The sequence below is a fragment of the Rhodobacter flavimaris genome (assembly GCF_021378075.1).
In the GTDB taxonomy this organism is placed as follows: Bacteria; Pseudomonadota; Alphaproteobacteria; order Rhodobacterales; family Rhodobacteraceae; genus Rhodobacter; species Rhodobacter flavimaris.
This window is the reverse complement of record NZ_JAJUOS010000008.1, coordinates 132,053-156,879: the sequence shown is the minus strand read 5'-3', so window position 1 is coordinate 156,879 and position 24,827 is coordinate 132,053. Positions and strand designations below refer to the sequence as shown.

20 protein-coding genes and 1 tRNA gene are annotated in these 24,827 nt (G+C 64.9%); 9 read left to right on the top strand and 12 right to left on the bottom strand.

All coding sequences use genetic code 11. The features are described from left to right. Positions 1 to 54: 54 nt before the first annotated feature. Genes nadA through nadC form a run of 3 tightly spaced genes read left to right on the top strand, consistent with a single transcriptional unit; the run spans position 55 to position 3,505 of the window. Positions 55 to 1,107, top strand: a complete 1,053-nt coding sequence (gene nadA, locus LZA78_RS11830; protein WP_233677144.1) for a quinolinate synthase NadA — start codon at positions 55 to 57, stop codon at positions 1,105 to 1,107. Then, on the top strand, positions 1,104 to 2,663 hold the full coding sequence (locus LZA78_RS11825; RefSeq protein WP_233677143.1) for an L-aspartate oxidase: 1,560 nt from the start codon (positions 1,104 to 1,106) through the stop codon (positions 2,661 to 2,663). The genes nadA and LZA78_RS11825 overlap by 4 nt, the downstream gene beginning before the upstream one ends. Beyond that, positions 2,660 to 3,505, top strand: coding sequence for a carboxylating nicotinate-nucleotide diphosphorylase (gene nadC, locus LZA78_RS11820; RefSeq protein WP_233677142.1), 846 nt, complete (start codon positions 2,660 to 2,662; stop codon positions 3,503 to 3,505). Before LZA78_RS11825 ends, nadC begins: the two co-directional genes overlap by 4 nt. On the opposite strand, the gene LZA78_RS11815 is transcribed toward nadC, so the two are convergent. From LZA78_RS11815 to LZA78_RS11790, 6 genes are all read right to left on the bottom strand, one after another. After that, a complete protein-coding gene (locus LZA78_RS11815; RefSeq protein WP_233677141.1) occupies positions 3,502 to 3,987 on the bottom strand; it encodes an RNA pyrophosphohydrolase in 486 nt (161 codons plus the stop codon). The two genes, nadC and LZA78_RS11815, sit on opposite strands and share 4 nt — an antisense overlap. A gap of 49 nt (positions 3,988 to 4,036) precedes the next feature. Beyond that, a complete protein-coding gene (locus LZA78_RS11810) occupies positions 4,037 to 5,386 on the bottom strand; it encodes a S41 family peptidase (RefSeq protein WP_233677140.1) in 1,350 nt (449 codons plus the stop codon). 15 nt (positions 5,387 to 5,401) lie between these two features. Then, positions 5,402 to 6,538, bottom strand: a complete 1,137-nt coding sequence (locus LZA78_RS11805) for a murein hydrolase activator EnvC family protein (RefSeq protein WP_233677139.1) — start codon at positions 6,536 to 6,538, stop codon at positions 5,402 to 5,404. Beyond that, positions 6,535 to 8,055, bottom strand: coding sequence for a 2,3-bisphosphoglycerate-independent phosphoglycerate mutase (gpmI, locus tag LZA78_RS11800; protein ID WP_233677138.1), 1,521 nt, complete (start codon positions 8,053 to 8,055; stop codon positions 6,535 to 6,537). Before gpmI ends, LZA78_RS11805 begins: the two co-directional genes overlap by 4 nt. A 126-nt stretch (positions 8,056 to 8,181) precedes the next feature. Further along, the gene (locus tag LZA78_RS11795) at positions 8,182 to 8,829 is read right to left on the bottom strand and encodes a hypothetical protein (RefSeq protein ID WP_233677137.1); all 648 of its coding nucleotides are present in this window, start codon (positions 8,827 to 8,829) and stop codon (positions 8,182 to 8,184) included. Between the two features lie 167 nt (positions 8,830 to 8,996). Next, positions 8,997 to 9,081 (bottom strand) — tRNA-Leu (locus LZA78_RS11790). A 160-nt stretch (positions 9,082 to 9,241) separates the two neighbouring features. On the opposite strand from LZA78_RS11790, the gene LZA78_RS11785 reads away from it, so the two are divergent. The 6 genes from LZA78_RS11785 (at position 9,242) to mtgA (ending at position 18,903) form a co-directional block, all read left to right on the top strand. Beyond that, a complete protein-coding gene (locus LZA78_RS11785; RefSeq protein ID WP_233677136.1) occupies positions 9,242 to 10,228 on the top strand; it encodes a complex I NDUFA9 subunit family protein in 987 nt (328 codons plus the stop codon). Next, positions 10,228 to 11,028, top strand: a complete 801-nt coding sequence (locus LZA78_RS11780; protein WP_233677135.1) for an undecaprenyl-diphosphate phosphatase — start codon at positions 10,228 to 10,230, stop codon at positions 11,026 to 11,028. The genes LZA78_RS11785 and LZA78_RS11780 overlap by 1 nt, the downstream gene beginning before the upstream one ends. A gap of 160 nt (positions 11,029 to 11,188) precedes the next feature. Then, a complete protein-coding gene (locus tag LZA78_RS11775) occupies positions 11,189 to 12,622 on the top strand; it encodes an NAD(P)-dependent oxidoreductase (protein WP_233677134.1) in 1,434 nt (477 codons plus the stop codon). Positions 12,623 to 12,729: 107 nt separating this feature from the next. Continuing rightward, positions 12,730 to 13,446 carry a hypothetical protein gene (locus LZA78_RS11770; protein WP_233677133.1) on the top strand — a complete coding sequence of 239 codons (717 nt, stop codon included), beginning with the start codon at positions 12,730 to 12,732 and terminating at the stop codon, positions 13,444 to 13,446. Between the two features lie 12 nt (positions 13,447 to 13,458). Then, positions 13,459 to 17,997 carry a glutamate synthase large subunit gene (gene gltB, locus LZA78_RS11765; RefSeq protein ID WP_233677132.1) on the top strand — a complete coding sequence of 1,513 codons (4,539 nt, stop codon included), beginning with the start codon at positions 13,459 to 13,461 and terminating at the stop codon, positions 17,995 to 17,997. 162 nt (positions 17,998 to 18,159) lie between these two features. Continuing rightward, entirely contained in the window at positions 18,160 to 18,903 is a 744-nt protein-coding gene (gene mtgA / locus LZA78_RS11760; RefSeq protein WP_233677131.1) for a monofunctional biosynthetic peptidoglycan transglycosylase, read from the top strand. Between the two features lie 5 nt (positions 18,904 to 18,908). Here mtgA and LZA78_RS11755 read toward each other — a convergent pair whose 3' ends face one another. From LZA78_RS11755 to rfbC, 6 genes are all read right to left on the bottom strand, one after another. Further along, a complete protein-coding gene (locus LZA78_RS11755) occupies positions 18,909 to 20,342 on the bottom strand; it encodes a mannose-1-phosphate guanylyltransferase/mannose-6-phosphate isomerase (protein WP_233677130.1) in 1,434 nt (477 codons plus the stop codon). A gap of 102 nt (positions 20,343 to 20,444) precedes the next feature. Beyond that, a complete protein-coding gene (locus LZA78_RS11750) occupies positions 20,445 to 21,371 on the bottom strand; it encodes a glycosyltransferase (protein WP_233677129.1) in 927 nt (308 codons plus the stop codon). 7 nt (positions 21,372 to 21,378) lie between these two features. Continuing rightward, a complete protein-coding gene (gene rfbA / locus LZA78_RS11745; protein ID WP_233677128.1) occupies positions 21,379 to 22,260 on the bottom strand; it encodes a glucose-1-phosphate thymidylyltransferase RfbA in 882 nt (293 codons plus the stop codon). Then, the gene (rfbD, locus tag LZA78_RS11740; protein WP_233677127.1) at positions 22,257 to 23,105 is read right to left on the bottom strand and encodes a dTDP-4-dehydrorhamnose reductase; all 849 of its coding nucleotides are present in this window, start codon (positions 23,103 to 23,105) and stop codon (positions 22,257 to 22,259) included. The genes rfbA and rfbD overlap by 4 nt, the downstream gene beginning before the upstream one ends. Further along, the gene (gene rfbB / locus LZA78_RS11735) at positions 23,102 to 24,148 is read right to left on the bottom strand and encodes a dTDP-glucose 4,6-dehydratase (RefSeq protein ID WP_233677126.1); all 1,047 of its coding nucleotides are present in this window, start codon (positions 24,146 to 24,148) and stop codon (positions 23,102 to 23,104) included. Before rfbB ends, rfbD begins: the two co-directional genes overlap by 4 nt. Further along, a complete protein-coding gene (rfbC, locus tag LZA78_RS11730) occupies positions 24,145 to 24,717 on the bottom strand; it encodes a dTDP-4-dehydrorhamnose 3,5-epimerase (RefSeq protein WP_233677125.1) in 573 nt (190 codons plus the stop codon). Before rfbC ends, rfbB begins: the two co-directional genes overlap by 4 nt. Positions 24,718 to 24,827 lie beyond the last annotated feature (110 nt).

Genomic DNA, 24,827 nt, shown 5'->3' with positions numbered 1-24,827 from the left:
CAACGCCATTGCCCTTACATGCAACTCCGTTCTCGGTTTTGGGGGAGGATACCCATGCTGGACTTTGCTGCGATGCGCGCGACGCTGGCCGAGGCCTATGACCTCGCGCCCTCGATGGCGCTGGCCGAAGAGATGCGCGACATCCATGCCAAGATGGATCGCGTGGTTCCGCTGGTCGATTTCGCCCGCTACGCCCCCTATATCCGCGCGATCAATCGCCTGAAGGCCGAAAAGAACGCGGTCATTCTGGCGCATAACTACATGACGCCCGAGATTTACCACGGCGTGGCCGATGTGGTTGGCGACAGCCTGCAACTGGCGATCGAGGCGACCAAGGTCGAGGCCGAAACCATCGTGCAATGCGGTGTGCATTTCATGGCCGAGACCTCGAAGATCCTGAACCCGGCCAAGCGTGTGCTGATCCCCGACATGGCGGCGGGCTGCTCGCTGGCCGAGTCGATCACCGCCGAGGGCATTGCCTCGATGCGCGCGCAATATCCCGGCGCGCCGGTTGTGAGCTACGTCAACACCACCGCCGAAGTGAAGGCCGCCTCGGACATCTGCTGCACCTCGTCGAATGCCGCGCAGATCGTGGCCGCGATGGACAGCGACGTGGTCATCATGACGCCCGACCAGTATCTGGCGCAGAACGTCGCCAAGCAGGTGCCGCAGAAGAAGGTCGTCTGGTGGGCCGGTTCGTGCATCGTGCATGAACAATACACAGCCGAGGACATCACCGAATTCCGCAAGTGGAACCCCGACACCCGTGTGATCGCGCATCCCGAATGCCCGCCCTCGGTCGTCAGCGTTTCGGATTTCTCGGGCTCGACCTCGGGGATCATCGACTATGTCGAGCGTGAAAAGCCGCAAAAGGCGATGCTGGTCACCGAATGCTCGATGGCCTCGAACATCGCGGACGCCCTGCCCGAGGTCGATTTTGTCGGCCCCTGCAACATGTGCCCCTACATGAAGAAGATCACGCTCGAAAAGATCCTCTGGTCGCTGCACAGCGGTCAGTCCGAGGTTTTTGTTGACCCCGAGATCGCCGCCAAGGCGCGCATCGCGGTCGAGCGGATGATCGAGCTGTCGCGGAAAATCGCCAAGTGACCACCATTCAGACTCAACGCGTCATCATCGTCGGCGCGGGTCTGGGCGCGCTTTATGCGGCGCTGAAACTTGCGCCGCGCCCGGTTCTGGTGATCTCGCCGGAAACGCTGGGTGAAGGCGCATCGTCGGCCTGGGCGCAGGGTGGCGTTGCCGCGGCGATGGCTGCAGGCGACACGCCCGAGGCCCATGCGCTGGATACCGAATATGCCGGCGCTGGCACCGTCGATGCCGCGGTGGCGCGTCTGGTCACCGCCGAGGCGCGGCGCCATATCCTCGACCTGACCGATCTGGGCACGCCCTTCGACCGCGATGCATCGGGCGGCTATGTCATGTCGCGCGAGGCCGCGCATTCAACCGCGCGCGTCGTGCGCGTCAAGGGTGATCAGGCCGGGCGCGAGATCATGCAGACCCTGATCGCCGAGGTTCGCCAGACCCCCTCCGTCCAGGTGGCAGAGGGCGTCATCGCCTCGGGGCTTGAGGTCGAGGGCGGCAAGGTCACCGGCGTCTGGGTTGAGCGCGCGCATGAACCCTCGGGTCGCACGCTGGTGCGGGCTCCGGCGGTTTTGCTGGCGGGCGGCGGTTCCGGCGGGCTTTTTGCAGTCACCACCAACCCGCCGCGCATTCGCGGGCAGGTCATCGGTATGGCGGCGCGCGCAGGCGCCCGGATTGGTGACCCGGAGTTCATGCAATTCCACCCCACCGCTATCGCCACCGGCGAAGACCCCGCGCCCCTGGCGACCGAGGCGCTGCGCGGCGAAGGCGCGATCCTGATCAACAACCGCGGCGAGCGCTTCATGCTGGCCGTGCATGAGCTGGCCGAACTCGCGCCGCGCGACATCGTGGCCCGTGCCGTTTACCTCGAACGTCAGGCCGGGCGCGAGCCTGCGCTCGATACCCGCGCGGTTCTGGGCGAAGAGGTTCTGACCCGCTTCCCCGCCGTGGCCGAGGCCTGTAAACGCGCTGGAATAGACCCTGTTTCGCAGCCGATCCCGGTGGCCGCTGCTGCGCATTACCACATGGGCGGCGTTGATACCGACCACGAGGGGCGCGCGTCGCTGGGTAACCTCTGGGTCTGCGGCGAGGCGTCCTCGACCGGGCTGCATGGCGCGAACCGTCTGGCCTCGAACGGGCTGCTGGAGGCGCTGGTCTATGCCCGGATCTGCGCGCTTGGCATCGACAAGGCGCTTGGCACGCCCTCCCCCGCCGATCTGGTGACGCTGAATTTCCCACCGGGTGCCGAGGCGATTGACGAGGCCGCCGTTGCGCGCCTGCGTCATGCGATGACCGATGGCGTGGGTGTCGTGCGCGACGCTTCAGGTCTGACCGGCACCCTGCGCGTGATCGCCGGGATCGAGGCCGTGGCGACCTCGGAATCCATGCGCAACATGACCGCGACCGCCACGCTTATTGCCGCCGCGGCGCTCAAGCGCCGTGAAAGCCGGGGCGGTCATTACCGCTCGGACTATCCGCAGGCCGATCCGGCGCAGGCCGAACGCACCCATATGACCCTTGCCGAGGCGCTGGAGATCCGCACCCGCGCGCTGGAGGAAACATGACCGCGACGCTTCCCGATTTCATCCTCGAACCGCTGGTCCGTGCGGCGCTGACCGAAGACCTGACGCCGATGGGCGACGTGACGACCCGCTCGGTGATCCCGGCGGGCACTCGCTATGCCGCGCGGCTGAATGCGCGCGAGGCGGGTGTGGTCTCGGGGATGCAGATCGCGGCGATTGCCTTCCGCCTTGTCGATCCCACGTTGAAGGTCGAGACGCTGGTTGCCGATGGCCAGCCCTGCACGCCGGGCCAGACTTTGATGACGATCGAGGGCGATGCGGGTTCGATCCTGATGGGTGAGCGCGTCGCGCTGAACTTCGCGGGCCGCCTGACCGGCATCGCCACGATGACGGCGGCGTTCGTTTTGCAAACCAAGGGCACCAAGGCCCGCGTGACCTGTACCCGCAAGACGACGCCGGGCCTGCGCGTTGTCGAAAAGATGGCCGTGGCGCATGGCGGCGGCTCGAACCACCGTTTCGGCCTGTCGGACGCGATCCTGATCAAGGACAACCACGTTGCCGCCGCTGGCGGCATCCGCGCGGTGCTTGAGGCCGCCCGCGCCGCGCGCAGCCACATGATGCGCATCGAGCTGGAAGTGGATAGCCTAGCCCAACTTGAAGAGGCGCTGGAGGTCGGCGGCGCCGATGTGATCTTGCTCGACAATATGGACACCCCCACCCTGCACAAGGCCGTTGCGATCAACGCGGGCCGCGTGGTGCTGGAGGCCTCGGGCAACATGCGCCTAGAACGCATCACCGAGGTGGCCGCGACCGGGGTGGATTACATCTCGTCGGGGGCGCTGACGCATTCGGCGCGCACGCTCGACCTCGGGCTGGATTTCTAGGCGAAGAAGTCGCGGAACTCGGTAAAGACCGCCTCATAGACCGCGCGTTTGAAGGGCACGATGCCCTCGATCACCTCGGTATGGGGCCTCCACGACCAGACCGCGAATTCGGGGTGCTCGGTCGCGATGTTGACCTGGCTGTCATCGCCGAGAAAGCGGAACAGGTACCATTTCTGTTTCTGCCCGCGATAACGGCCCTTCCAGATATTGCCCACCAGATCGGCGGGCAGGTCATAGGTGATCCAGTCCTGCGTCTTGGCAAGCTTCTCGACCAGATCGGGGCGCACGCCGGTTTCTTCCCACAGCTCGCGCAGCGCGGCCTCTTTGGGCTTTTCGCCCTCGTCGATCCCGCCCTGTGGCATCTGCCAGGCAGGCACGGGGCTATCAATCCGCTGACCCGTGAACACGAGCCCCTGCGGGTTGACCAGCACCACCCCCACATTCTTGCGATAGGGAAGTGCGGCGATCTGTTCGGGCGTCATCAGGATAATCCGTGGCAAGAAGAAAGGGGGCCTCAAGGCCCCCCGGGTATCAGTTCGCGGGCGCGGCCGGCGCCGCGGGGGCCATCGCCGACAGTCCCTTGAGGATGTCGATGGCATAGGCCAGCTGGTAATCCTCAAGCCGCAGCTTGGCGGCCTCTTCGGCTTTCTTCAGCTCTTCCTCGGCCTGGCGCTTTTCATCCTCGGTCATCGAGTCATTCGACAGTACGCCGCGCAGATCCGCCTCGGAGCGCGGGGTGGCCTTGTCCTCTTCGCCCTCGACGGCGGGCTGCGGCGCGGGCTGTTCCACGACGATATCGGGCGCAATCCCGAGCGCCTGAATCGAGCGACCCGAGGGCGTGTAGTAGCGCGCCGTGGTCAGGCGCATCGCGCCCTCACCCTGGATCGGGATCACGGTCTGGACCGAGCCCTTGCCGAAGCTTTTCGTGCCGACAACGATGGCGCGGCGGTGATCTTGCAGCGCACCGGTGACAATCTCGGACGCCGAGGCCGAGCCGCCGTTGATCAGCACGACCATCGGCTTGCCCTGCGCCAGATCGCCCGGAGTCGCGTTGAAACGCTCGCTCTCCTCGGCCCGGCGGCCGCGGGTCGAGACGATCTCGCCAGCATTCAGGAACGCATCGGAAACTGAGATCGCCTGCGTGAGCAGCCCGCCCGGGTTGTTGCGCAGGTCGACGACGAAGCCGTTGACCTTGTCGATACCGCCCGCCTCCTCGACCGATTTCTTGAGATTCTCCTCAAGGTTCGAGAAGGTCTGGTCGTTGAAAGTGGTGATGCGCAGCACAACGGTGGTGCCCTCGACCCGGCTCTTGACGGCGGTCAGCTTGATCGTGTCGCGGGTGATGGCGACGTCGAACGGCTCGGGCGTGCCTTCGCGCACGACGGTGATGGTGATCTCGCTGCCGACCGGGCCGCGCATCTTGTCGACCGCCTGATCGAGCGTCAGCCCCAGAACGCTTTCGCCATCCACATGGGTGATGAAATCGCCGGCCTGGATACCGGCCGCCGCAGCAGGCGTGCCGTCGATCGGCGAGACGACCTTGACGAAGCCCTCTTCCTGCGTGACCTCGATCCCAAGACCGCCGAACGAGCCGCGCGTCTGCACCTTCATGTCGGTGTAGTCATCGGGCGGCAGGTAGCTCGAATGCGGATCGAGCGAGCTGAGCATGCCGTTGATAGCGGCCTCAATCAGCTTCTTGTCGTCCACCTGTTCGACATAGTCCTGGCGGATGCGCTCGAAGATGTCGCCGAACAGGTCGAGCTGCTCATAGACGGACACCGGCTTGGCCGCTTCCTGGGCCAGAAGAGGCGCTGCAATCTGCGTCGAGATCAGCGCCCCGGCAACGGTGCCGCCAATTGCGGCCATCACGAACTTCTTCATTCTCAACCCTTGATCCTACTGGTCTTTGGTCTGTGCGAACCACGCGGCGGGGTCCACGGGCGCATCGCCCTCTCTCAATTCCAAGTAAAGCGTCTCCGTCCGTCCTGCGCCACCGCCATCTTGCGCCGCCTGAACGAATTCCGCCCCGAATTCCTGCGCGCCCGGCTCGGCGCCCCCCATCAACCCGATAGGAGAGCCGCGCCCAAGCACATCGCCGGTCTCACCATAGACGGTGCCAAGCCCGGCCAGAACCAGAAGATAGCCCTCGGCGGGCTCGACGATCATCACATTTCCGTAGTCCAGGAGCGGACCGCGGTAGCGGATCGTCGCAGGCCAGGGCGATGTGACCAGTGCAGCGGGGGCGGTGGCGATCAAAAGACCGGGGCGGCGGATGCCTGCGGCGTCGGCCTCGTTGAACTTGCGCAGCACCGATCCCATGACCGGCAGGGGTAGCGTTCCCCTGGCGCTGGAGAAATCTTCAAGCGGCGGGCCGATGTCGTAATCAAGGCCGGTCAGGCCGGTGGCAAAGCCCTCCAGCGTATCGGCGCTTTCCACAAGCAGGCGCAGATCTTCGGGGTCTTCGAGGTAGCGCCCCGGCAGGGCGCTGCGCTGCGCGATTGCCTCGCTCAGCGCCGTGCGCGCCGCCTGGACCGAGGCAAGCCCGCCTTCCAGCACCTCGGCCGCGTTCTTTTGCAAGGCGCGCAGCGTGGCGATTTCTTCCAGCTCGCCGCGCATCGCCTCGGCTTCGGCCTGCAACGCCGGGGTCACCGCCCCCAACACCATGCCCGAGCGCGCCGAGCCGAGCGGCCCCGTGGGGTGCAGCAGCAAGAGCGGCCCTTCGGATTGCTCCATCGTGCTCATCACACCCAAGAGTCGTCCGATCTGGTCGCGTTGCGCGTCGAAGCCCGCCTTGATCTCGCGCTCGCGGATCACGGCGCGGCGCAACCCGTCGCGCAGCGATCCGAGGCCACGCTCATAGGCGGCCAGCGTTTCGGTCAGCGTGGCGATGCGGTCGGCCTTGGTCTGCGCCTCGTCCAATGCGGTGATCGAGGCGCGCAGATCCTCGGCGGCCTGCAACGCGCTGTCGGCGGCAGGGCTGGCCAGCGCCGCCGAGGCGCTGAGCATCCAGGCAAGAAGCGTGGCGCGCATCACCGCCCGATCAGCGACTTGCCGGTCATCTCGGGCGGCACGGGCAGCTGCATGAGATCGAGCAGCGTCGGCGCCAGATCGGCCAGACGCCCCTTGTGCAGCGTGGCGCCAGCCGGGCCGCCGACCAGCGCCACCGGAACCGGGTTGATGGTATGCGCGGTGTGCGGGCCGCCGGTCACCGGGTCGATCATGGTCTCGCAATTCCCGTGGTCGGCGGTGATGATCATCGCGCCCCCGGCTTTTTCCAGCGCGGCCACCACGCGACCCAGATCGCGGTCGATCTCTTCGCAGGCGGCGATAGCGGCGGGCAGGCTACCGGTATGGCCGACCATGTCGGGGTTGGCATAGTTCACCACGATCAGGTCATAGCCCTTCTCGATCGCCTCGACGAATTTGTCGGTGACTTCGGGCGCGCTCATCTCGGGTTGCAGATCGTAGGTGGCGACCTTCGGCGACTTCGGCATGAAGCGGTCCTCGCCCTCCCACGGCGCTTCCTTGCCGCCGTTCAGGAAGAAGGTCACATGCGGGTATTTCTCGGTCTCGGCCAGGTGGAACTGCGTCAGCCCCTGTTTCGAGACCCACTCGCCCAAAGTGTTGACGATGTCGCGCTTGGGATAGGCCGTGTCCATGTATTTGCTGTGATCGACCGAATACTCGACCATACCCAGCAGCGCCGACCATTTCGGCCGCGCTGAGGTGTCAAGCTCGGCAAAGCCCGGCTCGGCCAGCGCACGCAGGATCTCGCGCGCGCGGTCGGCACGGAAGTTCAGGCAGAAGAAGCCGTCATTGTCGGCGGTGCCGGTGTAGCCCGCGATCACGGTGGGCTTGATGAATTCGTCCATCTCGCTTTTGGCATAGGATTGCGCGACGGCCTCGGCCGGCGTGGCCGCATGCAGCCCCTCGGCCTTGACCATGGCGTCATAGGCAAGGCCCACGCGTTCCCACCGGTTGTCGCGGTCCATCGCCCAATAGCGACCGATCACCGTGCCGACGGTGCAGCCTTCGGGTAGACGCGCCACGAAATCGTCGATGAAGCGCGCGGCACTGTCGGGGGCCACGTCACGCCCGTCGGTGATTGCATGAACGACGACCGGCACGCCCGCCCCGGCCAGTGCCTTGCACGCGGCCAGGGTGTGCTCGATATGGCCATGCACACCGCCGTCCGAGATCACACCCATCAGATGCGCGCGGCCCCCGGCGGCTTTCACCGTCGCGGTGAATTTCAGGATCGCCTCATTCTTGAAAAACGAGTCATCCTCGATCGCAAGGTCGATCTGGCCCAGATCCATCGCCACCACGCGGCCCGCGCCGATATTGGTGTGCCCGACTTCCGAGTTGCCCATCTGCCCGGTCGGCAGGCCGACATCGGGGCCATGCGTGATCAGCGTGGCCTTCGGGCAGGTCGCGAAGGCGCGGTCGAGGTTTGGGGTGTTGGCTTGCGCAGGGGCGTTGCCTTCGATCTCGGCGCGCTCGCCCCAGCCATCGAGAATGCACAGCACGACAGGTTTCGGACGGGTCATCGGGGCCTCCTGTAGGGTTCGCGCCCTTTTACGCGCCCGCAGCGCCACGGGCAACCGCGACGCTCTACCCTCGCCAAGGCGTGAGCGGATGGATCTGCGGGGCGTCCTGCTTCGGTCGTGGCGCGCTTACTTGGTGCGGAACGCCGAAACCACCTGACATTTGAAGCCGCCCCGGCTGCGGTTGGCCTTGATGAGCGCATCGGGGTAGAGCCGCATCCGGTTCGGGTCCTTTGTTGCAGTGTCGCATTCTTTCAGTGCGCGCTCGCGGGCGACGGCCTCGGTCTGCTGGTTCCACACCAAGCCCCACGCGCCTACGTGATTGATCGCAACCGCCACAAATGTCTCGTGCTTGGATGACTTGAGTGCTTTCGCGATTTCCTTGCTCAGCGACATCGAGATGGTGCCCGAGAGCGGTATATTCGCGACAGCTCCACCCGTGGGCGTGGCGGAAGCGTAAAGAGTGCAGCTTTTCGCGGCGTCGGGCGGCGAGACCATGCGGCACCCCGCGATGCCCTGAGCCTGCGCATCCTCAAGCGAATGCTCATCCGTCATGGTGTAGAATGTATCGCTGCGCGTGTTCACCACGAAGGCGGAGTAGAACACGTTGTTGCGCCGCTTGAACTCTGCGAAGCGGTCCTTTTGCTTCGGTTGCAGCGCGTAATCGGAATGAATCGCGATCTTGGCTTTTCCGTATACCTCATTTGCGTCAGCAGAGGCTGGCGCGGAGGCGATCAGTGCAGAACAGATGATTAAAAACATAGCCGAGCGCAGCATTCGCGTTCTCCTTTCAGATAAGGACGACACGTCAACTAGGCTTCAGGCTACGCCAGTTTGCCAGATGGGGCAATTCTTCACGATGCCGCAGTCATGCGACTGCGTCGCGCGCTAGCTGGCCAAACAAAAAAGCCGCCCAAGCTATTCGCTTGAGCGGCTTTTTTGTTTGGTGCCCAGGAGAGGACTCGAACCTCCACGCCTTGCGGCACACGGACCTGAACCGTGCGCGTCTACCAATTCCGCCACCTGGGCCGGTGTCGTGAGGGGCGATGTATCCGGGGGCGCAGGCACTGTCAACGGGGGTTTGAAAGATTTTCTTCGCATCCGTCTGCGACCCGGCCTTTGGCCTTGTTTGACAAGGGCCTTGGCGCTAATCAGGGGACAACTTTTTTCAATTGAAAGGCCAAAGCCGATGTCGAAGCTGGTCACGATCTATGGCGGTTCCGGATTCCTCGGGCGTTACATCGCCCGGCGCATGGCAAAGGACGGCTGGCGCGTGCGCGTTGCGGTGCGCCGCCCGAACGAGGCGCTCTTCGTGAAGCCCTACGGTGCCGTTGGTCAGGTCGAGCCGGTTCTGTGCAATATCCGCGACCACGTCAGTGTGCGCGAAGCGATGCGCGGCGCGGATGCGGTGATCAACTGTGTCGGTATCCTCGTGAACGAAGGCCCGAACCGTTTCGACGCGGTGCAGGCCGATGGTGCCGGGCTGATCGCGCGGATCGCCGCGAAAGAAGGCGTCAAGTCGCTGGTGCATGTTTCGGCTATCGGCGCGGATGCGGAATCGGAAAGCAACTACGCGCGCACCAAGGCGCTTGGTGAGGCCGAGGTGGTCAAGCATTTCCCGAGCGCGATGATCCTGCGCCCCTCGATCCTGTTCGGGACCGAGGACGGCTTCTTCAACAAGTTCGCGGCCATGGCCAAGTTCGGCCCGGTGCTGCCGGTCGCCGGTGGCGACACGCGCTTCCAGCCGGTCTGGGTCGATGACGTGGCACAAGCGGCGGTGATCGGCGCCGAGGGCAAGGCCACCGGCATCTACGAACTCGGCGGTCCCGATGTGGATACGTTCAAGGGCCTGATGGGCCGGATGCTTGCGGTGATCAACCGCCGCCGCCTCGTGGTCAGCCTGCCCGTCTTCGTCGCCAAGATCATCGCTGGCGCCTTCGACGTGCTTCAGGGAGTGACGCTTGGCCTCGTGACCAACCGGATCCTGACGCTCGACCAGCTGAAGAACCTGCAAAAGGACAATGTGGTTTCGGAAGGCGCCAAGACCTTTGCGGATCTGGGCATCAAGCCGACGCCGGTCGGCGCCGTGCTGCCTGACTACCTGTGGCGCTTCCGTCCGCATGGACAGTATGACGCCATCCAGGCCTCTGCGAAGAACATGCGCAAGACCTCGTAATGAGCGACACGATCATTGCGGGCCTGCTTGGCCTGCTTGAGGGGCTGACCGAGTTCATACCCGTTTCCTCGACCGGCCATATTCTCTTGGCCGGTCATTTTCTTGGCTTCAACTCGTCGGGCAAGACCTTCGAGGTACTGATCCAGCTGGGCGCGATTCTGGCGATCGTCGGCGTCTATGCAGGACGGCTGATCCATGTCTTCGCCTCCGCCCCGCATGATCCGGCCGCGCGCCGCTTCATCCTTTCGGTGCTGATTGCATTTCTACCCGCGGTGATCGTCGGCGTTGCCGCGCATGACATCATCAAGAAAGTGCTGTTCGAGACGCCGATCCTGATCGCCTCGATGCTGGTGCTGGGCGGCGTGATCCTGCTTTGGGTTGACCGGCTGAACCTGCCCGAGCGTGAGACGGACGCAATGCACCTGTCCCCCGCCATGGCGTTCAAGATCGGCCTGTTCCAGTGCCTTGCGATGATTCCGGGCGTCTCGCGTTCGGGCTCGACCATTGTCGGCGCGATGTTGATGGGCGTGTCCAAGCGCGCCGCGGCCGAGTTCAGCTTTTTCCTGTCGATGCCGACCATGGCGGGCGCTTTCGCCTATGATCTTTACAAGAGCCGCGATCTGCTCAACGCTAATGACATCGACCTGATCGCGATTGGCTTCGTTGCGGCCTTCATCTCGGGGGTCTTTGTTGTGCGGGGCCTCTTGGATTTCGTCGGGCGGCATGGTTACGCGGCTTTCGGCTGGTGGCGAATCATCGTCGGAACCGCTGCTCTGGCGTTTATTTACGTGGGTTATTGAGTGTTAGGTATCACGTGTTGACCTAATTTCGGGTATTGCGACCGCCTGTCGCGACCATCGGCTGCATTTTTATGCCATTTAAGACAGTATTGCTGACTTTTATTTTCCACAGACCCGGTGTAACCATGCGCACCCGATCCATTCGAAGGGAGGCACGGCCATGGCAAAGGAACGCATGCTCAAGTTCGTCCATACGGCGAAGGAGATGCCCGAGAAGCGTGACGCAAGTGTGCGCTCCCACGACTTCAACGAGATTTACCGCGAGTTCGCCGACGCGAAAGCGACCGAGCAGGCCTCGCGCTGCTCGCAATGTGGCGTGCCCTATTGTCACACGCACTGCCCGCTGCACAACAACATCCCCGACTGGCTGCGCCTGACCGCCGCGGGCCGTCTGCAAGAGGCCTATGAGATCAGCCAGGCCACCAACACCTTCCCCGAGATCTGCGGCCGCATCTGCCCGCAGGACCGCCTGTGCGAAGGTAACTGCGTGATCGAGCAATCGGGCCATGGCACCGTCACCATCGGCGCTATCGAGAAGTATATCACCGACACCGCCTGGGACATGGGCTGGGTGAAACCCGTTAAGCCCGCGACCGAGCGCGCGGAATCGGTGGGCATCATCGGCGCGGGTCCGGGCGGCCTGGCCGCCGCCGACGCGCTGCGCCGCGCGGGTCTGCAAGTCACCGTCTATGACCGCTACGACCGCGCGGGCGGCCTGCTGACCTACGGCATCCCCGGCTTCAAGCTGGAAAAAGACATCGTCATGCAGCGCGTCGATCAGCTTGCGCAGGGCGGCGTCGAATTCGTGCTGAACTGCAACGTCGGCGAGGACCTCAGCTTTGACGCGATCCGCGGCAAGCATGACGCCATCGTCATCGCTACCGGCGTCTACAAGACCCGCGATCTGACCGATCCGGGCGCAGATGCCGACGGTATCGTGCGCGCGATCGACTACCTGACCGTGTCGAACAAGCTTAGCTTCGGTGACGATGTGCCGGAATTCACCGATGGCACTTATAATGCCGAGGGCAAGAACGTCGTCGTAATCGGCGGTGGCGACACCGCGATGGATTGCGTGCGCACTGCGATCCGTCAGGGCGCCAAGTCGGTCAAGTGTCTCTACCGCCGCGACCGCGCCAACATGCCCGGCTCGCAGCGCGAAGTGCAGAACGCCGAGGAAGAAGGCGTCGAGTTCGTCTGGATGGCCGCGCCCAAGGGGTTCTCGGGCAATCCGGTCGCCTCGGTCACCGTGCAGCGCATGAAGCTGGGCGCGCCGGATGCTTCGGGCCGCCAGTCGCCCGAGCCGATCGAGGGCGGCATCTACGAAGAGCCCGCCGATCTGGTGATCAAGGCGCTTGGCTTCGAGCCCGAGAACCTGCCCAAGCTTTGGGGCGTGGACGGGCTGGAAGTGACCCGTTGGGGCACCGTCAAGGCGTCCTTCGGCACGCATATGACCAGCCTGCCGGGCGTTTTCGCGGTGGGCGACATCGTGCGCGGCGCAAGCCTTGTGGTTTGGGCGATCCGTGACGGGCGCGAGGCGGCTGAGGCGGTCGTCAAGTTCATCGACGGCGCGGCGGCAGTCGCGGCCGAGTGATTAGGGCGCATCGGCGGGGGAACCCTCTTGCCGATGCGGATCAGAGGTCCGGCGGACTTCATCGGGTCAGCACGGCTGACCCAACAGGCTTCGAAAGGGTAACTGCGGTGATCGCAAGAGCGGCAATTCTGGCAACGGTCGGGGGGCTTTTCGCCGTCCTGCCCGCGGCTGCCACCTCGTTCACGCCGCCGCCCGGCTGCGATCTGGAAATGACCGTGCAACTGCACGATTGCCAGGTCGCGAACCATTACCGCTGCGAGGCCGACCCTGCCGGCTATCGCAACATCGCCTTTGCTGATGGCTCGGGCGTGTTCTTCATCTCCAAGCTCGACGACGAGACCCGCTGGATGCTGAGCTACAGCACCGAAACCGGCGAGATTGACCGGCTGGACGAAGCAGGCTCGGTCGATCATGCCTCGTTCAGCGCGCTGCTGGCCGAGGGACGCGACGATTACGACTTCGTCACGCGCAACAACTTCGGCGAGGTGCGCCGCAACGTGGGCTTCGACCGGCTTACCGGCGAAAGCGTAACCATCGACGGCGTCGCGCTGGAGCGTTGCGAGTTCGACATGACCGTCGAGGACGAGGCGGGAAACTTCCTCGCCCACCGCAAGGGCCGGCAACTGATCAGCCGCGAGTTGCGCCTGTTCTTTTCGGATACCGAGCAATTCGAGAACGTCTTTGGCGACAAGGCCTCGACCTTGATGACCCCCGTGAGTTTCGCCTTTCCCGGCGACGAGGGTTTTGGTGAGACCCGCCCGAAATATGATTGCGACATGCTGATGACCGGCGCGTCGCCCCTGAATGACCGACCCACTCTCTGAGGAGGCACTGACATGACGAAATACGATGAAGCCTGGGTTGCCGCCGAGGAAGCCAAGCGCAAGTGGATGGACGAGAACTCGCTGTTCAAGCTGGACGACGAGAAGGCATCGTGCGGCGTGGGTCTTGTGGTCTCGCTGGACGGCAAGGCCTCGCGCAAGGTTGTCGAGAACGGCATCGAGGCGCTGAAGGCGATCTGGCACCGTGGCGCGGTGGATGCCGATGGCAAGACCGGCGACGGCGCGGGCATCCATGTGCAAATCCCGGTTCCCTTCTTCTATGACCAGATCCGCCGCACCGGCCACGAGCCGGACATGCAAAAGCGCGTGGCCGTGGGCCAGATCTTCCTGCCGCGCACCGATTTCGGCGCGCAGGAGCGCTGCCGCACGATCGTGGAATCCGAAGTTCTGCGGATGGGCCACTACATCTACGGCTGGCGCCACGTTCCGGTGAACACCGAAGTGCTGGGCGACAAGGCCAACGCCACCCGTCCCGAGATCGAGCAGATCCTGATCCGCTGCGAGAAGGACATCGACGACGAGCAGTTCGAGCGCGAGCTTTACGTCATCCGCCGCCGCATCGAGAAAGCGGCGATCGCGGCGCAGATCGCGGGCCTCTATCTCTGCTCGCTGTCGACGCGCTCGATCATCTACAAGGGCATGATGCTGGCCGAGCAGGTCGCGGAGTTCTACCCCGACCTCAAGGACGACCGCTTCGAGTCGGCCTTCGCGATCTATCACCAGCGCTACTCGACGAACACCTTCCCGCAGTGGTGGCTGGCGCAGCCTTTCCGCATGCTTGCCCATAACGGCGAGATCAACACGATCAAGGGCAACATCAACTGGATGAAGAGCCACGAGATCCGCATGGCCTCGGGCACCTTCGGCGACGCCGCCGAGGACATCAAGCCGATCATCCCGGCTGGCGCCTCGGACTCGGGCGCGCTGGACGCGGTGTTCGAAGTCATGGTGCGTTCGGGCCGCTCGGCGCCGATGACCAAGACGATGCTGGTCCCCGAGGCCTGGTCGAAAGCCACGACCGACATGCCCAAGGCCTGGCAGGACATGTATGCCTATTGCAACTCTGTCATGGAGCCGTGGGACGGCCCGGCCGCGCTGGCAATGACCGATGGCCGCTGGGTCTGCGGCGGTCTTGACCGCAATGGCCTGCGCCCGATGCGCTATGTCGTGACTGGCGACGGTATGCTGATCGCGGGTTCCGAGGTCGGCATGGTGCCGATCGACGAAATGGGTGTGCGCGAAAAAGGCGCGCTCGGGCCGGGTCAGATGATCGCGGTCGATATGCGCGAGGGCAAGCTCTACCACGACAAGGACATCAAGGACCGCCTGGCCAACAGCCAACCCTTCGGCGAATGGGTCGAGAAGGTGGTGGACCTGAACGCGCTGATGCGCGACGTGCCGGAAAAGGCGCTGTTCTCGGGTGCCGAGCTGCGCAAGCGCCAGATCGCGGCGGGCTACTCGGTCGAGGAGCTGGAACAGATCCTTGCGCCGATGGCCGAGGACGGCAAGGAAGCCATCGCCTCGATGGGCGACGACACGCCGCCGGCGGTTCTGTCCAAGCAATACCGCCCGCTGTCGCATTTCTTCCGCCAGAACTTCAGCCAGGTCACCAACCCGCCGATCGACTCGTTGCGCGAAAGCCGCGTGATGTCGCTCAAGACGCGGTTCGGCAACCTCAAGAACGTGCTCGACGAAGACAGCAGCCAGACCGAGATCCTCAGCCTCGAAAGCCCGTTCATCGCGAACGCCGAATATGAACAGATGTTCAAGCAGTTCGGTGATTCCGTGGCGATCATCGACTGCACCTTCCCGGCCAATGCCGATCAGGAAGCCCTGCGCGAGGGGCTGGAGCGTATCCGCGCCGAGGCCGAGGATGCGGTGCGTTCGGGCGCACTGCATATCGTGCTGACCGATGAGCATCAGGGCGCCGACAGGGTCGCCATGCCGATGATCCTTGCGACCTCGGCGGTGCATTCGTGGCTGACCCGCAAGGGCCTGCGCACCTTCACCTCGATCAACGTGCGCTCGGCCGAGTGCATCGACAGCCACTATTTCGCGGTTCTGATCGGTTCGGGCGCGACGACGGTCAACGCCTACCTGGCGCAGGACTCAATCGCCGACCGGATCGAGCGCGGCCTGCTGGAAGGCAGCCTCGTGGACAACATGCGCCGCTATCGCGATGCGATCGACGCGGGTCTGCTGAAGATCATGTCAAAGATGGGCATCTCGATCATCTCGTCCTATCGCGGCGGTCTGAACTTTGAAGCCGTGGGCCTGTCGCGCGCCATGGTGGCCGAGTATTTCCCCGGCATGCATTCGCGCATCTCGGGCATCGGTCTGCACGGCATCCAGCACAAGCTGGAAGAGGTGCACACCAAGGGCTGGAAGGGCGGCCAGGACGTCATGCCGATCGGCGGCTTCTACAAGGCCCGCCGCACGGGTGAAAAGCACGCCTGGGAAGCGCAGACGATGCACCTGCTGCAATCGGCCTGTGATCGCGCCTCCTACGACCTGTGGAAGCAGTATTCGGCGATGATGCGGGCCAACCCGCCGATCCATATCCGTGACCTGCTGGACATCAAGACGCTCGGCAAGCCGGTTCCGATCGAGGAAGTGGAATCGATCACCTCGATCCGCAAGCGCTTCGTCACCCCGGGCATGTCGCTGGGCGCGCTGTCGCCCGAGGCGCACAAACTGCTCAACGTTGCCATGAACCGCATCGGCGCCAAGTCCGACTCGGGCGAGGGTGGCGAGGATCCGGCGCATTTCGTGCCGGAGCCGAACGGCGACAATCCGAGCGCAAAGATCAAGCAGGTGGCCTCGGGCCGTTTCGGCGTGACCGCCGAATACCTCAACCACTGCGAAGAGCTTGAGATCAAGGTGGCCCAAGGCGCAAAACCGGGCGAGGGCGGCCAGCTGCCGGGCATGAAGGTCACCGACCTGATCGCGCGTCTGCGCCACTCGACCAAGGGTGTGACGCTGATCTCGCCGCCGCCGCACCACGACATCTACTCGATCGAAGACCTTGCGCAGCTGATCTACGACCTCAAGCAGATCAACCCGCGCTGCAAGGTGACGGTCAAGCTGGTGGCCTCGTCGGGCGTCGGCACGATCGCGGCGGGCGTGGCCAAGGCGAAGGCCGATATCATCCTGATCTCGGGCCACAACGGCGGCACGGGTGCCTCGCCGGCGACCTCGATCAAATACGCGGGTCTGCCATGGGAGATGGGCCTGACCGAGGCGCATCAGGTTCTGGCGATGAACAAGCTGCGTGACCGCGTCACGCTGCGCACCGACGGCGGTCTGCGGACCGGCCGCGACATCGTCATGGCCGCGATGATGGGCGCCGAGGAATACGGCATCGGCACCGCCGCGCTGATCGCGATGGGCTGCATCATGGTGCGTCAGTGCCAGTCGAACACCTGCCCGGTGGGCGTCTGCACCCAAGATCCGGCGCTGCGCGCCAAGTTCACCGGCACGGCGGACAAGGTCGTGAACCTGATCACCTTCTATGCCCAGGAAGTGCGCGAGATCCTGGCCTCGATCGGTGCCCGTTCGATGGACGAGATCATCGGCCGCGCTGACCTGCTGACGCAGGTCAGCCGTGGCTCGGCCTTCCTCGACGACCTCGACCTGAACCCGCTGTTGATCACCGTCGATGGCTGGGACAAGATCGTCTACGACCGCTCGAAGCCGCGCAACTATGTGCCTGATACCCTTGATGCCGAGATCATCAAGGACGGTCACCGCTTCTTCGAAGATGGCGAGAAGATGCAGCTGTCCTATGCGGTCCGCAACACGCTGCGCACCATCGGGACGCGCGCCTCGAGCCACATCGTCAAGAACTTCGGGATGCGCAACGCGCTGCAACCCGACCACCTGACGGTGAAGTTGACCGGCTCGTGCGGGCAGTCGTTGGGGGCCTTCGCGGCGCCAGGCCTCAAGATCGAGGTGTCGGGTGACGCGAACGACTACGTCGGCAAGGGTCTGTCGGGCGGCACCATCGTGGTGCGTCCGCCGATGGCCTCGCCGCTCGTGGCCAGCGAGAACACGATCATCGGCAACACCGTGCTTTACGGTGCGACCGACGGTCACCTGTTCGCGGCGGGCCGCGCGGGCGAACGTTTCGGTGTGCGCAACTCGGGCGCCAAGGTTGTGGTCGAGGGCTGCGGCTCGAACGGCTGTGAATACATGACCGGCGGTATCGCGGTGATCCTGGGCCGCATCGGGGCGAACTTCGGTGCGGGCATGACCGGCGGCATGGCTTACCTCTATGACCCGGACGGGCTGGCCGAGGATTACATGAACCTCGAAAGCCTCGTGACCTGCGCGGTCAGCCACCCGCATTGGGAAGCCCAGCTGAAGGGCCTGATCGAGCGCCACGCCAAGGAGACCGGCTCGCGCAAGGCCAGCGACATCCTGCAAAACTGGGAGGCCGAGCGCGCCAACTTCCTGCAGGTCTGCCCGAAGGAGATGCTGGTGCATCTGCCCTTCCCGCTGAGCGACGAGCCGCAGGCGATGCCGGCCGAGTAAGCACAGGCACGCAGTCAGAATGCAAAAGGGCGGGGCAGATTGCCTCGCCCTTTTCATCTCGGGACGTCGGCAAACGGCCCGTTTCGGACAAGATCGGCGGTGGCGCGCCTTGTGCGCAGCGACCGGCTTGACCAGCAGGGGCCAGCCGTGACTTATGGCGGCATGGCGCAGAAGAAAACCACCACAGGCAAGACGAAACGCAAACCGCGCGGGCAGCAAACCCAGAACCGGGCGCTGTTTGGCTGGCTATTCAAATGGGCGGCGCGAATCGGTCTGGGCTTCATCGCGGCGATGCTGGCGCTGGTGGTGCTTTATTCCTTCATCAACCCGCCCACGACGATCACCATCTGGTCCGAGGCGCGCCGCCTTGGCGGGGTCGATCGGCAATGGACCCCGATCGAGGAAATCGCTCCGGTCATGGCGCGCTCGGTCGTTGCGGCCGAAGACGCGAACTTCTGCGAACACTGGGGCTTTGACATGCGCGCCATCCGTCAGGCGATAGACGAGGGCTCGGGGCGCGGCGCCTCGACGCTGAGCCAGCAGGTGGTGAAGAACGTGTTCCTGTGGCAGGGCCGCAGCTGGCTGCGCAAGGCGATGGAGGCCGCGCTGACCCCGGTGGTCGAGGCGGTCTGGACCAAGCGGCGTATCCTTGAGGTCTATCTGAACGTGGCCGAATTCGATGAGGGTGTCTTTGGCGTCAACGCGGCGGCCTTCCGCTATTTCCGCACGACGCCCGACCGGCTCACCCCGCGCCAGGCGGCGCTACTGGCCGCCGTGCTGCCCGATCCCAAGGATCGCTCGGCCTCGAAACCCTCGTCCTTCGTGTCGCGCCGCGCGCGCTCGATCGAGGATGGCGCGCAGACCATCCGCGTGGATGGCCGCGCCATGTGTTTCGAGGACGACTGAGGCGATCAGTTGCGGGCGTAGACATCCTCGTATCGGATGATGTCATCTTCCCCCAGATAGGTGCCGGTCTGCACCTCGATCAGTACCATCGGCACCTTGCCGGGGTTGCGCATCCGGTGCACCGCGCCAAGCGGGATATAGACGGACTGGTTCTCGCTGATCAGGCGGGTGGTGTCGTCGATGGTTACCTCGGCGGTGCCCTCGACCACGATCCAGTGCTCCGAGCGGTGAAAGTGGCTTTGCAGGCTGAGCGCGGCGCCCGGATGCACGACGATACGCTTGACCTGGAAGCGCCCGCCGGTCGCGAGGCTTTCGAACCAGCCCCAGGGGCGATAGTCGCGCGGCAATTGCGTGGCCTGCTTGGCGCCGCGCGCCTTGAGGGCGGCGACGGCATCTTTCACATCCTGCGCGCGGTCCTTGGCGGCGACCAGAACCGCGTCCTGCATCGCCACGGCGATGATGTTTTCCAGCCCTATGCCCACAAGCTCGACCCCCTCGGCCTCGGAGCGCAACAGGCTGTCGGCGCAATCGATGGCGGTTGCGTGGTCCGAGCAGACAACGCCCCGCGCATCCGGCCCGCTTTCGCGCCAGACCGCATCCCATCCGCCAAGGTCCGACCACGCGCCGCTAAAGGGCACAACGCTGAGGTTCTGGGCCTTTTCCATCACCGCATAGTCGATCGAGATATCGCGCGCCTTGCCCCAAGCCTCGGGCGCGAGCCGCACAAAGCCCAGATCGCTGCGCGCCTGCGTGACCGACTGGCGCACGGGTTCCAGCAGTTCCGGCGCATGGGCTTCGAAGGCAGCCAGAATATCCGTCACGCGGAACAGGAAGATGCCCGCGTTCCAAAGGTAGTCGCCTGCGGCTAGCATCCGCTCGGCATTCGCCAGATCGGGTTTCTCGACGAAATTGCGTAGCGCGATGGGCTGGCCCGAGCTGTCGCGCTGTGCGCCCAGATGCAGATAGCCGTAACCCGTCTCGGGGCGGGTGGGCGCGATGCCGAAAGTGACCAGATCGCCGCGCGCGACAGCCGAAAGACCCGCCCCGACCGAGGCAAGGAAGGCCGCGGTATCGGGGATCAGGTGATCCGAAGGCGCCACAAGCATGACCGCCTCGGGGTCCGTCTGCGCGAGATAAAGGGCAGCGGCCAGCACGGCGGGGGCGGTATTGCGGCCCTCGGGCTCGATCAGGATCGGGCCGGGGTCGATCCCGGCCTCGGTCAGTTGCTCGGCCACGATGAAGCGAAAATCGTTGTTGGTGATCGTCAGCGGCGCGGCAAAACTAAGCCCGCCCATGGGTTGCGAGACCCTTCGCGCCGAGGCCTGAAACAGGCTTTCCTCACCGATGAGCGCGGCAAACTGCTTGGGGTAGGATTTGCGCGACAGGGGCCAAAGCCGGGTGCCGGAACCACCGCAAAGAAGGCAGGGCGTGATCTTCATTCTATAATCCGTTCGAAACCTTGCCCTCAGCTATACAACCTGACCCGCGGCTGTGCAGCCCTTCGCACCATCGCTGCGTGCATTATTCCGGGGATCGGTGGATCAGAGCCGACCGAGCATTGCCGCAAGCCAAAGCGCCGCAGTGCTTGCACGCGACTGACGATACAGCCCGAGCCGCCAAAGCGCACCCGGCCGTCGCCAAAGCGGTGAGCGCCGCACATCCGTAAAACCGGACAAAAGCGCACGGTTCTCGGGCGTCAGGCGATGCGCCGAGGCGTTCAGAGCGGCGACATTCACGCTGTTCCACTGCCGATAGTGTCCCGCGAATAACTGCCCAATACGGTGCAGCTTCGCCCCCGCGCCGTCATTCGCGCCGATCTCATTGCCGGAGTGCTGACGGTAGAGCAGGGCGGGGCGATCGTCATGCACCATCCGAGCGCCCGCGCCGGACAGAAGCTGATAGATCCACCAGTCATGCATGACGATCCGGGCCGCCTCGGGCGCGGCGGCGTTGGCCAGACGGGCGCCCGCAGGGTTGAGAAGAATGGTGTTTCCCGCCGCCACATTCTGCACCAGGGCATTGCGAAACCCCAGCGGGCGCTGGCATGGCAAGGAAATCCGGCGGTGCTCCAGCCGCTCATCGGTGATCCAGGTGCGGCTGCAATAAAGCGCGGGGCCCGCGATGCCCTCCAGCGCCGCGATCCCGCGCGCAAGTCGGTCGGGCAGCCAGACATCATCCTGATCGGCAAAGGCCAGCCAGCTTTTCGCGGGCACATGGCCCTGCATTCGGCGCACCAGCGACAGGAAGTTCGCGCCCGCCCCCTGGCGCGGTCCATCAAGACAGATCACGCGGTGCCCCCGCAGCGCGAAGCCCGAGATGACCCCAGATGAGCCATCGCGCGATCCGTCATCGCTGACGAGCAGCGTCCAATTGGTATGCTCTTGCCCGGCGATGCTGTCGAGTTGCGCGGGCAGGTGCCGTGCGCCGTTGCGCACCGCCATCAGGATCGCGACATGCGGCGCGCTCATCGCGGCCTCACATCATCTGGGTCGTCAGGCTGCTCAGATACCGGCCGTAATCGTTCTTGTCGAAACGCGCCGCGCGCTCCAACAGGCCGAGGTCATCGACCCAGCCCTGCGTATGGGCGATCTCTTCGAGGCAACCAACCTGCTGGCCCTGCCGCTGTTGCAGGGTGCGCACGAAATTGCCGGCGTCGAGCAGGCTGTGATGCGTCCCGGTGTCGAGCCAGGCATAGCCGCGGCCCATCAGCTCGACGTTCAGGCGTCCCTCGCGCAGGTAGCCTTCAAGCAGGGTGACAATCTCCAACTCGCCGCGCGGAGAGGGGCGCACCTCGCGCGCGCGCAGCGGCGCGTCGCCATCGAGGAAATAGAGCCCGGTGACCGCATAGGGCGAGGGCGGCTGCGCCGGTTTCTCGATCAGCGCGGTGGCCTGACCCGCGGCGTCGAAAGCCACGACGCCATAGCGCTCGGGGTCGGCGACGCGGTAGCCGAAGACCGTGCCGCCATCCTGACGCAGGCTGACCCGGTACAGCAATTCCTGCAAGCCGTGGCCGAAGAAGATATTATCCCCCAGCACCAGCGCCGAGGGCGCGCCGTCGAGGAAGTCCTCGGCCAGCAGATAGGCCTGCGCCAAGCCTTCGGGGCGCGGCTGGACGATATATTCGAGGCTGAGCCCCCACTGGCTGCCATCGCCGAGCGTGCGGCGGAACTGTTCCTGATCCTGCGGGGTGGTGATCACCGCGATCTCGCGAATACCCGCCAGCATCAGCGCCGAGAGCGGGTAGTAGATCATCGGCTTGTCATAGACCGGCAGGAGCTGTTTCGAGATGCCGATGGTGATCGGGTAGAGTCGCGTCCCCGATCCACCGGCGAGGATGATGCCTTTGCGCTTGGTCATGCGGGGTCTCCGATCTGCGGAATGATGCGGGAAAGGGCGGCGCGCCAGTCAGGCCGGGCAAGGCCGAAGGCGGCAAGCCCGGAACAGTCGAGCCGCGAATTGGCGGGGCGGCGCGCGGGGGTAGGATAGGCGCTGGTCGGGATATCGGCCACGCGGCAGGGCAGGGCGGCCTCATCCATGATGGCGCGGGCGAACTCGGCCCAGCTGACATCGGGGGCGCCGCTCAGGTGGTAAGTGCCCGAGCGCGCGGGATCGTGGATCAGCGTATGGGCGATCGTCAGGCAGGCAGCGGCGATGGCATCGGCGGGGGTGGGGCCGCCGATCTGATCGGCCACGACGCTTACGCCGTCACGCCCACGTCCGAGCCGCAGCATGGTGCGTAGGAAATTCGTGCCATGGGCCGAGAACACCCAAGAGGTGCGCAGGATCGCGTGGCAGCCGTTGGCGGCGCGCACAGCCTCTTCGCCCGCCAATTTTGATCGCCCATAGGCGCCGAGCGGCGCGGTGGCGGCCTCGGGCGCGAAGGGATCGCAGCCGGTACCGTCGAAGACGTAATCCGAGGAGATATGCACGAAGGGGATATCCAGCGCCGCGCAGGCCCGCGCCATGGCGCCCGGTGCCATCGCGTTGACGCAGGTGGCGATATCTTCGCTCTGCTCTGCCAGATCGACGGCGGTCCAGGCGGCGGCGTTGATAACGGCGACGGGCCGGATTGCGCGAATGGCGGCGGCGCAGGCGGCGGGATCGGTCAAGTCGGCCTCCTCCCGGCCCAGAAACCGCGCAGCGGGGGACAGCAGGCGCAACTCGCGCGCGACCTGCCCGGTCCTGCCGAACACAAGGATCATGCCACCACCCCCAGACGCTGGCCGACACCGCGGCGGGTTTGCAGTGCGCGCCACCAGGCTTCGTGCGTCAGATACCAGTCCACGGTACGCGCAAGCCCCTCTTCGACGCTGACCGAGGGACGCCAGCCCAACTCGGTCCGGATGCGCGTGGGGTCGATGGCGTAGCGTGCGTCATGGCCGGGCCGGTCGGCGACAAAGGTGATCTGCTCGGCATAGGGCGTTGCGCGGGGGCGGCGATCATCGAGGATTTTGCAGAGCGTCTGGACCAGATCGAGGTTCGTGCGCTCATTCTCGCCGCCGATATTGTAGCTGCGGCCGGGGCGGCCCTGTTCAAGCACCAGCAAGAGCGCCTCGGCGTGATCCTCGACATAAAGCCAGTCGCGGATCTGCGCGCCGGTGCCATAGATCGGCAACGGCTTGCCCGCCAAGGCGTTGAGGATCACCACTGGGATCAGCTTTTCGGGGAAGTGGAACGGCCCGTAATTGTTCGAGCAGTTGGTCAGCAGCACCGGCAGGCCGTAGGTTTCGTGCCAGGCGTGGACGAGGTGATCCGACGCGGCCTTGGACGCCGCATAGGGTGAGCGCGGATCGTAAGGTCTATCTTCGGTGAATTTCACCGCCGGGTCGGGCGGGAGCGAGCCGAAGACCTCATCGGTCGAGACATGGTGAAAGCGGAAATGCGCGGGGCGGCCAGACCGTTCCCAATAGCTGCGGGCGGCTTGCAGCAGGATCATCGTGCCGGTGACATTCGTGTCGATGAACACGCCCGGCTCGTCGATAGAGCGATCCACATGGCTTTCGGCGGCAAGGTGCAGCACGGCATCAGGGGTATGGCGGCGAAAGATCGCCTCAAGCGCCGCGGGGTCGCGGATGTCGGCATGCTCGAACGCATAGCGCGGGCTTTGCGCGACCGAGGCGAGGTTGTCGAGGCAGGCGGCATAGGTCAGCGCGTCGAGATTGACCACTGAGTGGCCCCGCGCGATGGCAAGCCGCACCACTGCCGAGCCGATGAACCCCGCACCACCGGTAACAAGGATCTTCATGCTGCGACCTCCAGGTAGCTGAATGGGGATTTCGCGTCGCGCAGAAGGGGCGCAGCGGCATCCTTGCCCGACAGGATCGCCTGTGCCGGGTCGATACCCCAGTCGATGCCGATCTCGGGGTCGTCGAAGCGCACCGCGCCATCACATTCGGGCGCGTAGAAGTCCGAGCATTTGTAGATGATCTCGGTCCCCGGTTCGCGGGTAACAAAGCCATGCAGGAAGCCCGCCGGGATCAGCAGCTGGCGGCCATTCGCGGCGCTCAGCTCGGCCCCGAACCACTGGCCGAAGCTCGGGCTGCCACGGCGGAAATCCACGGCCACATCGAAAAGCCGCCCGCGCCCGCAGCGCACCAGCTTGGCCTGCGCATGGGGCGGCGCCTGATAATGCAGCCCGCGCACCGTGCCGACCTGCGCCGAGACGGAATGATTGTCCTGCACGAAGTCGATGTTCACCCCCGCCTCGGCCAGCCGCCGCCGGTTCCAGCTTTCCGAGAAATAGCCCCGCGCATCGCCATGGCGCGCGGGCGTAAGCATCAAGACACCGGGGAGGCACGTCGTTTCGATCTGCATGGCCGGGTTCCGTTCTGGAATCAGTTACGTTCCCGGCCAGTTCAGTCGATCGAGCCTAAGATAAGCTTAACGTAAACGGCCCGAGCGCGCGGTTAGCGGCGGCTCAACCA